15 protein-coding genes are annotated in these 11,795 nt (G+C 67.9%); all 15 read left to right on the top strand.

Annotated elements, in window-relative coordinates:
- Positions 1–59: 59 nt before the first annotated feature.
- The 15 genes from V2B31_RS17060 to V2B31_RS16990 all read left to right on the top strand — a co-directional run bounded on the left by V2B31_RS17060 (position 60) and on the right by V2B31_RS16990 (position 11,758).
- Entirely contained in the window at positions 60–539 is a 480-nt protein-coding gene (locus tag V2B31_RS17060) for an SRPBCC family protein (protein ID WP_017502723.1), read from the top strand.
- Positions 540–565: 26 nt separating this feature from the next.
- Positions 566–709 carry a magnesium transporter gene (locus V2B31_RS17055; RefSeq protein WP_156440760.1) on the top strand — a complete coding sequence of 48 codons (144 nt, stop codon included), beginning with the start codon at positions 566–568 and terminating at the stop codon, positions 707–709.
- A gap of 321 nt (positions 710–1,030) precedes the next feature.
- Positions 1,031–1,330: a DUF736 domain-containing protein gene (locus V2B31_RS17050; RefSeq protein ID WP_017502721.1), complete on the top strand. Its 300-nt coding sequence runs from the start codon at positions 1,031–1,033 to the stop codon at positions 1,328–1,330.
- Between the two features lie 315 nt (positions 1,331–1,645).
- Positions 1,646–2,752 carry an IS110 family transposase gene (locus V2B31_RS17045; protein WP_151884995.1) on the top strand — a complete coding sequence of 369 codons (1,107 nt, stop codon included), beginning with the start codon at positions 1,646–1,648 and terminating at the stop codon, positions 2,750–2,752.
- A gap of 461 nt (positions 2,753–3,213) precedes the next feature.
- Positions 3,214–4,059, top strand: a complete 846-nt coding sequence (locus V2B31_RS17040) for a DUF932 domain-containing protein (RefSeq protein ID WP_017502719.1) — start codon at positions 3,214–3,216, stop codon at positions 4,057–4,059.
- Between the two features lie 245 nt (positions 4,060–4,304).
- Positions 4,305–4,556 (top strand): hypothetical protein, encoded by a 252-nt coding sequence (locus V2B31_RS17035; RefSeq protein ID WP_017502718.1) that lies wholly within the window; start codon positions 4,305–4,307, stop codon positions 4,554–4,556.
- A 139-nt stretch (positions 4,557–4,695) separates the two neighbouring features.
- Entirely contained in the window at positions 4,696–4,959 is a 264-nt protein-coding gene (locus V2B31_RS17030; protein WP_017502717.1) for a hypothetical protein, read from the top strand.
- Positions 4,960–5,117: 158 nt separating this feature from the next.
- Positions 5,118–5,894 carry a DUF2285 domain-containing protein gene (locus V2B31_RS17025; RefSeq protein WP_017502716.1) on the top strand — a complete coding sequence of 259 codons (777 nt, stop codon included), beginning with the start codon at positions 5,118–5,120 and terminating at the stop codon, positions 5,892–5,894.
- Between the two features lie 120 nt (positions 5,895–6,014).
- Complete coding sequence (locus V2B31_RS17020; RefSeq protein WP_017502715.1) at positions 6,015–6,281, top strand: helix-turn-helix transcriptional regulator; 267 nt, start codon at positions 6,015–6,017, stop codon at positions 6,279–6,281.
- Between the two features lie 6 nt (positions 6,282–6,287).
- Positions 6,288–7,181, top strand: coding sequence for a replication initiator protein A (locus tag V2B31_RS17015; protein ID WP_017502714.1), 894 nt, complete (start codon positions 6,288–6,290; stop codon positions 7,179–7,181).
- A gap of 271 nt (positions 7,182–7,452) precedes the next feature.
- Positions 7,453–7,974 carry a DUF2840 domain-containing protein gene (locus V2B31_RS17010; RefSeq protein WP_017502713.1) on the top strand — a complete coding sequence of 174 codons (522 nt, stop codon included), beginning with the start codon at positions 7,453–7,455 and terminating at the stop codon, positions 7,972–7,974.
- Complete coding sequence (locus V2B31_RS17005; protein ID WP_017502712.1) at positions 7,971–8,549, top strand: S26 family signal peptidase; 579 nt, start codon at positions 7,971–7,973, stop codon at positions 8,547–8,549. The genes V2B31_RS17010 and V2B31_RS17005 overlap by 4 nt, the downstream gene beginning before the upstream one ends.
- Positions 8,530–8,862: a DUF736 domain-containing protein gene (locus tag V2B31_RS17000; RefSeq protein ID WP_017502711.1), complete on the top strand. Its 333-nt coding sequence runs from the start codon at positions 8,530–8,532 to the stop codon at positions 8,860–8,862. Before V2B31_RS17005 ends, V2B31_RS17000 begins: the two co-directional genes overlap by 20 nt.
- A gap of 3 nt (positions 8,863–8,865) precedes the next feature.
- Positions 8,866–9,768, top strand: coding sequence for a lytic transglycosylase domain-containing protein (locus tag V2B31_RS16995; RefSeq protein WP_026109513.1), 903 nt, complete (start codon positions 8,866–8,868; stop codon positions 9,766–9,768).
- Positions 9,769–10,027: 259 nt separating this feature from the next.
- Entirely contained in the window at positions 10,028–11,758 is a 1,731-nt protein-coding gene (locus tag V2B31_RS16990) for a relaxase/mobilization nuclease domain-containing protein (RefSeq protein WP_026109512.1), read from the top strand.
- Positions 11,759–11,795 lie beyond the last annotated feature (37 nt).

Here is an 11,795-nt window from a genome sequence, read left to right as displayed (position 1 = left end):
GGCGTGGCCCGGCTCGCGATGCGTTGGCGGCTGGCCCCGCTTCCCGCTAATCATCCGGCATGGCGATAGCATCGGACAGCGCGCGAATCGACACGGCCTCACGCACGATCCTGGCTCCGCCGCGCGACATCTTCCGGGCCATGACCGACGCCGAATCGGTGGCGTCCTGGCGGCCGCCAAAGGGGATGCACGCGCGCATCGAGTCGTTCGACGCACGCGCTGGCGGCGGCTATCGCATGGCCTTCATCTATGACGATCCCGCGCCCGGCGTGGTCGGAAAGTCCTCCGAACGGGAGGACCGCTTCGCCGGCCAGTTCGTCGAGCTGCTCCCCTACGAGCGCATCGTGGAAGATGTGGTGTTCGCTTCCGACGATCCTGCCTTCGCCGGAACGATGCGGGTGACGACGACGCTGACGCCCGTTGCCGATGGCACCCGCGTCACCATCCTCTGCGCGAACGTGCCGCCGGGTATCAGCGCCGACGACCACCAGGCCGGAATGGCATCGACGCTGCGCAACCTCGCCGCCTTCATCGAATAGCGCTGGCCGAATGGGCCAGTCCGACGGTGGCTGATCGGATGCTCCAGACGCGCTTGGGCTTCGATCCGGCGAGCGCGACCGCGCCGTTCGTCGCCACGCTGGTCGATGTCACCGGGATCGTCATTTATTACTGCGTCGTCCTGCTCATTCTCCAAAGCACGCTTCTCTGATGTGATCGGTTCGCCTTGGCGCGACATGAGGTGGCGTCAGGGATGCCGCAACGTCGTCTTCCCCGCATCTGCTCTCGGCACGCCGCCACACGGCCTCTGAAAAGGCTTGTCTGGCCGAGGTCCGCCTGCCTCCCCGCAACGGCGTCGCACGGCTTTTTTCCGCCGCCGGCCCTGCCGGCTTTGCATCGCGAAGCAAAAAAGCCGTCCGCCACCGCCAGCCACTTCGTTCCGCCCTTCGGGTGCAGGTCAGTCGTCCCCCGTCCGGTCGACAGCCATCGAGGCCGCAATGGCGTGGTCCCGAGGCAAGAAAGGACTGACGATATGATCCGCGGCATCTTCACCACCACCAATCGCGGCTACACCGGCGAAATCCGCTTCTTCGGCACGCGCGAGCAGGTCGAGCTTCGCCCGATCGACGGCAAGGACAATGACAAGGCTCCCGACTTCCGCATCGTGGCGGCCGACGACGAGCGCATCGAGTTCGGCGCCGCCTGGAAGAAGACCAGCAAGGAGCAGCGCGATTACGTCTCGTTCAAGCTGACCCTTCCCGGCGGCACGCCGGTCTATCTCCGGCTGTTCGAGAACGAGACCACTGGCGACTACGAGCTGGTGTCCGACTGATCCCACCGGCGCCCCGCCACACGGCGGGGCGCACCTTCTCCAGCCTCCGAAAAAGCGACCGGGGGCCATGCGTGATCGTATAGCCCGGCCGGCTTCCGGCGGATGGCGCTGAGAACCTCGCAGTCGACGGCTGCCGCCGTTCATTCCTCGGCGCGACGTTGCGCGCTCGCGCCCCCGAACGCCGCGAGCCGCAGGCCCGTCATGCGTCGCCGGGGCGGCGCGGTTGCTTAGTCCGTATGTCCTTTTCCGCCGGCGCTGCGCCGTCGGCCGCAGGATGCTGCATCTTCAGTCGATGCAGCACCATCGGAGGAAGGCATGGGCACGCTCTATATCGGCCTGGACGTTCACAAGGTCAGCATCTCGGTCAGTATTGCAGAGGATGGCCGGGACGGCGCCGTCCGGTTCTTGGGTGAGATTCCCAACACGCCAACAGACGTCGCCAAGCTGGCCAAGCGGCTGGCGAAGGACGGGAGCCGGTTGGAGTTCTGTTACGAGGCCGGCTGCTGCGGCTACGGAATCTATCGGCAGCTGACCGAGCTTGGTCATGGCTGCACGGTCGTCGCGCCGACGCTGATCCCGCGGAAGCCGGGGGATAGGGTGAAGACCGACCGTCGCGACGCCCAGAAGCTAGCGGTGCTCCATCGGTCGGGAGATCTCACGCGGGTGTGGGTGCCCGATCCTGTGCATGAAGCCATGCGGGATCTCGTGCGAGCCCGGCTTGACGCCGTGATGGCGTTGATGCGGGCCCGCCAGCAGCTCTTGGCGTTCCTCCTGCGCCATGGGCGCACCTACGAGAAGGGCAAGAATTGGACTCAGCGCCATCGCGTGTGGCTGGCGGGCCAGGTGTTCGACCAGCCCGTCCACCAGATCGTCTTCCAGGACTATGTCGAGGCGATCTTCACCGCTCAGGATCGGCGCGACCAGCTGGTGGCGCGGATCACCTCGCTCATCCCGACTTGGTCGATGGGCGCCGTGGTCGAGGCGCTGCGTGGGCTTCGCGGCCTGGATACGATCTCGGCCGTCACCTTCGTCGCCGGCATTGGCGACCTCAGCCGGTTCGATAGTCCCAGCCAGCTCATGGCCTATCTCGGCTTGGTCCCCTCGGAGCGCTCCAGCGGCGATCACGTCCGTCGCGGCGGCATCACCAAGACCGGCAACGGCGAGGCGCGGCGGATGTTGGTGGAAGCGGCCTGGAGCTATCGCTACCCGCCGCGCGTGGCGCAGGAGAAGGTGGAGGTGCTGGTGCGCCTGCCCAAGCCCGTGCGTGACATCGCCTGGAAGGCCCAGGTCCGGCTCTGCGACCGCTATCGGAAGCTCACCCATGCGGGGAAGAAGCCCACGGTGGTGGTCACTGCCATTGCCCGTGAACTGGCAGGCTTTGCCTGGGCGATCGGACAGCAGGTCAAGCCGGCCGCGCCCTGAGGCGCCCACGCCCACCGGGCTGTTCGGCCGGGGGCGGGATGGAGGTCAGGGTGATCCTCGAGAGCCCCTTGGGCCAGCCTTTGGCTGACGCCCGTGCTTAGTGAGAGGCAGCCCGCGACGACACACGTTCATGCGGTACCCAACCCGCGTATGGAAGTCTGATCGACCGTCGCCTTCGCCATCCCGCCTTCGACCCAACAGCAAGACCAGACAGCCCATCTCCGCGCCTGCGGCGCGGAGATGTTTTCTCACGTCTAAGCACTTGCAAAAGGACATGGAGGGGCTCTGCCCCCAGCGCCCTTCGGAGCGGCTTCCGCCCAGCTTCCTCCACGCTTCGCGTTCCGTGCAGCCGGTTCCCCGCGAAGCCGCCCACTCCGGTTGCACCCCCGGTCTCGCCGACGGGCAGGGTTTCAGCGCGGCGCTCCGCTGCGCGGAAACCCAAGCCCACGGAAGGAAAGACCATGAGCATCCACCACCTCGCCACCCGGTTCGGCCGCAACGCCCATCAGATCAGCGGGCGCGAGCCGCTCGACAACGAGGCGCTCTATCGCCACGTCCCATCCATCTTCGCCAACGAGGCGCACGACAGCCGTTCGGAGCGCTATGTCTATGTCCCGACCATCGACATCGTGGAGGGGCTGCGCCGAGAGGGATGGTTCCCGTTCTTCGCCGTCCAGTCGGTCCCGCGTGACGGCAGCCGCCACGGCCACGCCAAGCATATGCTGCGGCTGCGCCGGGACGGAGGCATCGGCAAGCCCGAGGCCGCCGAGGTCATCATCGTCAACAGCCATGACGGGACTAGCGCCTATCAGATGTTCGCCGGGATGCTGCGGTTTGTCTGCACCAACAGCATGATCGCGGGCGAGCGGTTCGAGGAAGTCCGCGTGCCGCATAAGGGCAATATCCAGCACGACATCATCGAAGGCGTTTACACCGTGGCGGAGGACTTCCCCCGGCTGATCGACGCCAGCGAGACGATGAAGGAGGTTCGGCTTTCCGAAGATGAGCAGCGCTTGCTTGGCGAGGTCAGCCTTGTCGCCCGCTATGGCGATGATGAAAGCCCGCTTACCCCCGAGCAGATCATCGAGCCGCGCCGTCACGAGGATCGGGACAGCAGCCTGTGGACCACCTTCAACGTGATACAGGAGAACATCATTCGGGGCGGGCTGCATGGCAGCAAGCGCAATGCCGAAGGCCATATCCGTCGCAGCCGTTCGCGACCGATCAACGGCATCGACCAGAATGTGACGCTCAACCGCGCGCTCTGGACGCTGGCCGAAGGGATGCAACGCCTCAAGACAGGTTGACGCCCATTGCCGCAGGGCTGGACCGTCCGGCCCTGCGGCTTCGCTTCCTGTCGCCGGCATAACGCCGCCGACTCGGATGCCCGTATCGGCAGCGGCCGCGCGGCCCGATGGTCCGCGCGGCCGCTGGAAAAGGCGCGCTCGCCGGACGTTCGCTCGGCTCGCGTTTGTCGGTTCCCCTTATACCAAGGCGACTATAATAGTCGTTTTCATGGCGCATAGGCCCGGCCTCGTGAACGTGATCGCGTATGATCACTTCCCGCCAGGTGCGGGCCGCTCGCGCGCTTCTCAATTGGACCCAGGAGATGCTTGCCGACGAGGCCCTTGTTGCGTTGACTGCGCTCAAACGTCTCGAATCCGAGAATAACCTGCCCGTGCGCGAAGATACCCGCCATCAGGTGGTCAAGGCGCTGGAGGACGCAGGCATCGTCTTCCTTGATTCGGAACGCGGCGAAGGCGTCATGCTGGTGCGCGGCGCGGCAGAGAAATCGAGGAAGTAATGGGCGTCGATGTTCGCTTTATTATGCTCTCAGCATCGTGCCGCCATAGCGAAGACAGTGTAATTGCTTCGGTCCATTATGGTGTATAGCCTGCCAATCTGCGGGCGCAGGGAGCAATTGCTGAAAGCGAAGCGAGGCAATGGCCATAACTGCTTTCGAGGACAGCGCGCCTGATGCGCCGCACGTCACCGAGTATGACGAACGCCATCACCGCACCTACTGGCGACTGTTAGACGCGGCAGCGGAAAAAGCCGATTGGCGCGAGGCCGTGCGGATCATTTTCGGGATTGACCCGGAGAGGGAACCCGAACGCGCCCAGTTGGTCTACGACTCCCATCTTGCGCGCGCGAGATGGATGTCTGAGACCGGATATCGCCATTATCTACGTCCATCTGGCTCATAACGACCATTCTGTCAGCATCGCAAAAGCGCAGAAATCAGGCCAAATCGCTGACTTGAATCGGCTATGCGCCCACCCATTCGGCAGGGCTTCTCCATGCCCCCGCGACTGAGAAAATCTTCCAACGCGCTCCGCAGAGGGCCATGCTTGGGAGGGTCTCGATGCCGCCTGAGAAGGACTGGCGCGCGCCCCCGGACGAGGCCGGGGACGACGCGCTGCAATATTCGGATATCGCCATCGGCTATCTCAGCCGCAACGTGCGCTATCGCTCCGACTACCGCCGTGCGCTCGGCCGCGTGAAACGCGGCACGATCTCCGCCGACAATGCGACCGCCAACCTCGTGCAGCGCTGGGGCATCAGCTACCACGCCGCCCCCGGCTCGGCCTTCGACCGCAAGCTGGCGGTCGCGCGCCCAGACCTGTCGCCGGCCAGCATCGTCCTCGCGCCCGCGCTTGCCGGAATCGGCGCGCAACCTCTCGACATGCGAGCGCTCGGCGACGTTCGCGCGCGGATCAGGATGGGCGACTTCCTTCATATCATCCTCGCCGATCCCGATGGCGACGAGCATCTTTGCATGTGCGGTCCGTGTCACGGACCGATGGCCGTGATGCTGCCGATCGGACCTAACCCCTTCGCACGCCTCGCGTCGGTCGAGCGCCTGTGCCGCCGCCTCAACGGCATGGCGGCCGGCCCGCCAGCGTGGCGCCCGCCGCCCTTCCGGCGCCTGCACCTCGTCACCTTGCTGCAAGTGCTCGACGGCCACCAGGCAGGCGCCACTCAACGCGAGCTGGCCGCCTCGCTGATCCATCGCAGGGTCCGCCGCTACAGCGCCGCCGAATGGGTTGAAAGCAAGGAGCGCAAGCGCGTCCGCCGCTGGCTGGCCGAAGCCGTCGAGCTGCGGGACGGCGGCTATCTCCGCCTGCTGCGCGGCGGCTGACAGGGGACATTGCCGCTCCCCTCGGCGCTGTCCCTTCTCCGCGCCGGGGTCATTTCGCCAGGATCACCTCCTGTCCGCCGGACCCCTTTTTCGGGGCCGGCCATCATCAGGAGGATCATCATGGCCGAGCCTGTCGCCGCCACAACGCCACGCTATCTCAAGACGCCCGACGCGGCGATCCATCTCGGTCTCTCGGCCCGCACGCTGGAGAAGCACCGCTGCTACGGCACCGGCCCGGTGTTCCGCAGGCTCGGCGGCCGGATCGTCTATGCGATCGACGACCTCGACTCCTGGGCCGCGCTCGGCACCCGCCGCTCGACCTCCGATCCGGGCAACGGCGTCGTCTATCCCGCCAAGCGCCTCCCCACCGATTGCGTGCGCCGCTGAGCGCCGATGCCCACTGCACGCTCCCTCTCCGGCCGGTCCAGCGCCGAGCGCACGCAGCTTGAGCTGTTCCGCTCGGTCCCCGGCGACCTTGCGGCCCGCGACGCGCAGGACTTGATGGCCTGGCCGTTCTTCAGCCTCGCCAAATCCCGCCGCACCGCGCCCATCGACTTCCGCATGGGCGCGACGTGGATCTCGGTCGAGGCCGTGCCCGAGCATGGCATGGCGACTATTTGGGACGCCGACGTGCTGATATGGGCGGCGAGCCAGCTCATCGAGGCGCGCGACGCCGGACGGCCGACCTCGCGCCTTATGGTGACGACGCCGCACGAGATACTGGCGTTCACCCGGCGCGGCACCGGCAAGGCGAGCTACGAGCGGCTGAAGGCCGCGCTCGACCGCCTGCAATCCACCACCGTCGCCACCTCGATCCGGCAGCAGCACCAGCGCCGCCGCCATCGTTTCTCGTGGATCAACGAATGGCGCGAGCTGGCGGACGGCAACGGCCGTGCGCTCGGGATCGAGCTGATCCTGCCCGATTGGTTCTATGCCGGCGTGCTCGACCGCGCGCTCGTGCTGACCATCGACCGCGCCTATTTCGACCTGACGGGCGGCCTCGAACGCTGGCTCTACCGCATCGTGCGCAAGCATGGCGGACGGCAGAGCGGCGGCTGGAGCTTCGACGTTCCGCACCTTTACCTCAAATCCGGCGTGCTCTCGCCGCTGCGCCGGTTCGCGTTCGAGCTGCGCGCCATCGTCGCGCGCCAGCCGCTCCCCGGCTACGTCCTCACGCTCGAACATGCGCTCGGCCGCGACCGGCTGAACTTCGCTCCCGTCCCCGTCGATCCGTTCGACGCCGCCATGCGCCGCGTCGGCCTCAAGCCTGTGGAGAACTGGCCATGAGGTTCGGACTATCGGGAACAGCCGGATTCGGACGATCAAGAACGCCGGACACGGACTTTCGAGAACGCGCGGGCCTCGCAAACCCGCAGAAATCCTCGCGGAATCGCACCACTTCTAACGGTGCTAATAGAAAAGAATCCTTCGGATTCTTGCTAACGGCGCGCGCGGCTGTGGACAGCGCGGCCTTGCTCGCCGGCTCGACGCTCGCGCAGCGGCCAGGTCGCCGCCCTCGCACCGCCCCCGTCGCGAGCCTCATCCCCGGAGACCTCCCATGATCGACGATCAGCCCCCCGCCGTGCGCGGCGGCGGCGCGTTCAGCGCGCTCGCCCGCGACGGCCTCACCCATGTCGAGCTGACCTGGATCGAGAAGAAGCTGGAGCACTGGATACGCTTCGGCCGCGTCGCCCAGGACCGCATCCTGACCCGCCGAACCCGCGTGGTCGGCTTCCGACCGGGCGCCGTCTTCGCCTTCGTCCGCTGGGCGTCGAACGACTTCGGCACGATCGTCTCGCGCATCGACGTGGTGCGCGCGGTCGCGGCCAACGAAGCCTACACGACGTTGCCGTTCGTGCGGCCGGGCGGGGACATCCTGCTCAAGATCGAAGGCTGGCCCAAGGTCCAACAAGTGCTCGCGGCGATCGACGCGGTGGAGGCGGCCGGCGTCGATCCCTGCGACGCGGCGGCCGACCATTGGCGCCACGTCCACAACCGCATCGCCGTCGGCCAGCCGTCGCGCCTCTACACGATCGAGCGCCATCACGCCTGGCTCAAGCGCCGGGAGATCGAGGGATGACACGCCGCCGCTACGTCATGGCGACGGCCATCGCCGCATCCGCCTTCGCCGCGGCGTTCGTCGCTATCGCCGTCGCCAATCCGCTCCCGCGCGCCATCTGGAACGCCAGCGCCAGCGCGCCCATCGGCCTCTACCGCATCCATCCCGACCGCGATCCCGCCATCGGCGCGCTGGTCGCCGTCGCGCCGCCCGAACGGCTGGCGCATTGGCTTTCGACGCGCGGCTATCTGCCCGAGGGTGTGCCGCTCTTGAAGCATGTCGCGGCTAAAGCCGGGCAGCGGACATGCCGGATCGGCGATGCGGTGAGCGTCGATGGCCGGCGCGTCGCCATCGCCCGCGCGCGTGATGGCCAGGGCCGTCCGCTTCCGGTCTGGCAGGGGTGCCGCACGCTGCGATCGGGCGAGCTGCTGCTGCTCAATCCCGCCCATCCCGACAGTCTGGACGGCCGCTACTTCGGCCCGCTGCCGGCTTCCGCCGTCATCGGACGCGCGACGCCGCTCTATCTGCGCGCGCCGTCCCCATCGCCTTCCACCCCCGAAGCCAAGGAGATCGGCCATGCAAACCAATATCTTTGAATCCACCGCCGACGGCTATGCCGGCCGCGTCCGACTATTCGGTATCAACGAGGCGATCGTGCTTGTCGCGCTCGATCCGAGCGACGCCGAAAATGCGCCCGACTACCGCGTCCACCTCGACGACGAGGATGGCCCCGAGGTCGGCGGCGCGTGGAAACGGGTCGGCGAACGTGCCGGCGACTATATCGCGTTGGAGATCGACAGCCCGCTGTTCCCGGCGGCGTTCCGGCCGGTGCTGTTCCGTGCCGATGATGATGGACGGACGTTCAGGCTGTCGTGGAAACGCCCCCGGCCCCGCGACGATCGGAGCTGATCAGTGCCTTCCCCGATCATCCCTCTGTTCGCGGAAAGACCGCCTCATCCCTCCGTCCCGCTCGGTCGCAGGCCGGCCGGCGCGCGCAGCGAAGGTCAAGGGCGGCCCTCGGCCGGCGCTTCGCGCGCACCCTTTACCGGAGCGAGCACGCTGGCAGGCTGGCGGCGGAGCCGGGGCGTGTCGGCCGCCTTGCTCGCGGTCCTGCTGCTGCTCGCACCGAGCGCTGCGCCCGTCGCCGCGCGGGCGCAGGACGCGCCCGCCGAGAGAGCGGCCGCGCGCCATCCCTATGCCGCCCATGTCGCCGACGCAGCAGGGCGCTTCGGAATCCCCGAACGCTGGATATGGGCGGTCATGCGCGTCGAGAGCAACGGCGATGTCCGCGCCGTTTCGTCGGCCGGAGCGATGGGCCTGATGCAGATCATGCCCGCGACATGGGCCAGCCTGCGCGCACGCTATGGGCTTGGGGCTGACCCCTACGACGTGCGCGACAACATCATGGCGGGCGCGGCCTATCTGCGCGCGATGCACGACCGCTACGGCAACGCGACGGCGATGCTGGCAGCCTATAACGCGGGGCCGGGCCGCTACGACGAATATCTGTCGCGCGGTCGTCCGCTGCCCGTCGAGACCCGCGCCTATCTCGCAAAGCTGGCGTCGATCACCGGTGGTTCGGACGACACTCGGCTTGCCGCCGCGCCGCTGCCCGATCCCTTCGCTTGGCGCCGCGCTGCGCTGTTCGCGGTGCGGCCGGGCGCGGTTTCGCCTGCGCCGCGATCCGCCGATCGCACGGTATCCCAGGTGCCGCCGGAAGGGCCGGCCGACGACCGCGCCGGGCTTGTCATGGCCGATGCCGCGTCTCCCTCCAACGGCCTGTTCGTCCCGCTTTCCGGGCGGCCTCCGCCGTGAGCGGCTTTCGCGCGCTCTGGCGGGTTTCGGCGCAGGCTTTCGCAGCGCCGGAAGGGAGCAGGGCTGTCTTTCTGAAGGGGGAAGGTCGAGGGCAAGATAAAGGGCGGCAATGTGCGGAGCCCCTGCGCCTCGGTTGTGGCCTTGATTCTCAAGGCTTTCGGGCATTGCTGCGCAATGTGTGCGGAAATCCCGCACTGTGCGGCGCTGGCTGGAAACCAGCAGCGCGCAGGGTTTGCCGCACATTGCGGCCTGTCCCGGCATGAGCCGCGACGACGATTTCCGCCTCCGGCCAGGCCGTATCCGCTCGCGCGGTAGCCAGCGGGCGCTGCCGATCATCGTCCAAGCGCTCGCCGCCGCGCAGCGGGCCGGCGGCCATGTCTCGCGCCGCGGCCAGATCGTCGCGCCGGGCCGCTCGACCTTCGGTCGGGGCCGCGTGGCGAGCGTCCGCGCGACCCATCGGCTCGGCCACCGATCGCGCCAGGTCATCGTCAAGGCGCGCGTGGTCCGGCATGGCGGCCGCGCCTCGCTCGCGGCTCATCTCAACTACCTGCAACGCGATGGCGTCACCCGCGACGGCGAGCGGGGCGTGCTGTTCGGCGCCGACGCAGACGGCCTCGACCGCAACGAGTTCGCCGCCCGCTGCGAGGACGACCGGCATCATTTCCGGTTCATCGTCTCGCCCGAGGATGCCGAGCAGATGCGCGACCTCAAGGGTTTCACCCGCGAGCTGATGACCCGCATGGAAAAGGATCTCGGCACCCGCCTGGACTGGCGGGCCGTCGAGCACTGGAACACCGACAATCCCCACATCCACATCATAGTGCGGGGCGTCGGCGAGGACGGGCAGAACCTCATCATCTCGCGCGACTATATCCGCGAAGGGATGCGGGCGCAGGCGCGCGAGATCGTCACCCAAGAACTCGGCCCGCGCACCGACCTTGAAATCCGGCAATCGCTGGAGCGGCAGATCGAAGCCGAGCGCTGGACCGAGATCGACCGCGACCTGTCGCGGACCATGCAGCGCAACGGCCTGATCGACATGGCGCCCGAGCCCAGCGTCCGGCCGGACGGCGACCATGTGCTGAGGATGGGACGGCTGCGCAAGCTGGAGCGGCTCGGCCTCGCCAGCGAGATCGCGCCCGGCCAGTGGACGTTGGCCGGCGATGCCCAGGCGGCGCTGCGCGAACTCGGCGAGCGCGACGACATCATCAAGCGAATGCACAAGGCGATGAGCGACCGCGGCATCGACCGGGGCGCCGGCAGCTATGTCCTCGACGCCGATCCCGCTCAGCCCGTTATCGGCCGGCTGGTCGATCGCGGCCTGCATGACGAGCTGACCGGCAAAGCCTATGCGATCGTGGACGGGATCGACGGCCGCACCCACCATGTCCAGCTTCCCGACATCGAGGCGACCGGCGATTGCCGGCCCGGCGCGATCGTCGAGCTGCGCCGCTTCGAGGACCGGAAAGGCCGGCAGCGGGTGGCGCTGGCCGTGCGCTCCGACATGGACCTTGAGGCGCAGGTCCGCGCGCCGGGTGCGACCTGGCTCGACCGGCGCAACCTGTCAGGCGACGGCCATGATCTCGGCGGCGGGTTCGGGACCGAAGTGCGCGCCGCGATGGAGGCCCGCGCCGAGCATCTCGCCGACGAGGGGCTCGCGCGGCGGCAGGGACAGCGGATCATCTTCGCGCGCAACCTGCTCGACACGCTCCGCCGCCGCGAGCTGGACGCGGCCGCCAAGGACTTGTCGGCCGAGATCGGCCAGCCGCACGCGCCGTCCAAGGCCGGGGAGTATGTCGCGGGCACGGTGCGCCAGCGGATCACGCTCGCCTCGGGGCGCTTCGCCATGATCGACAATGGCCTGAGCTTCCAGCTCGTGCCCTGGTCGCCCTCGCTCGACCGCCAGATCGGCAAGCACATCTCCGGCGTCATGCGTACGGGCGGCGGGGTAGATTGGTCGTTCGGGCGCGGCCGAGGGCTGGGCCTTTAGCGGAAGGGTTTGGGGCCGAGAGCGAGCTGAAGCAAAA

This window comes from Sphingobium sp. (assembly GCF_036170395.1).
Lineage (GTDB): Bacteria > Pseudomonadota > Alphaproteobacteria > Sphingomonadales > Sphingomonadaceae > Sphingobium.
This window is presented reverse-complemented; position numbering and strand designations above follow the sequence as displayed.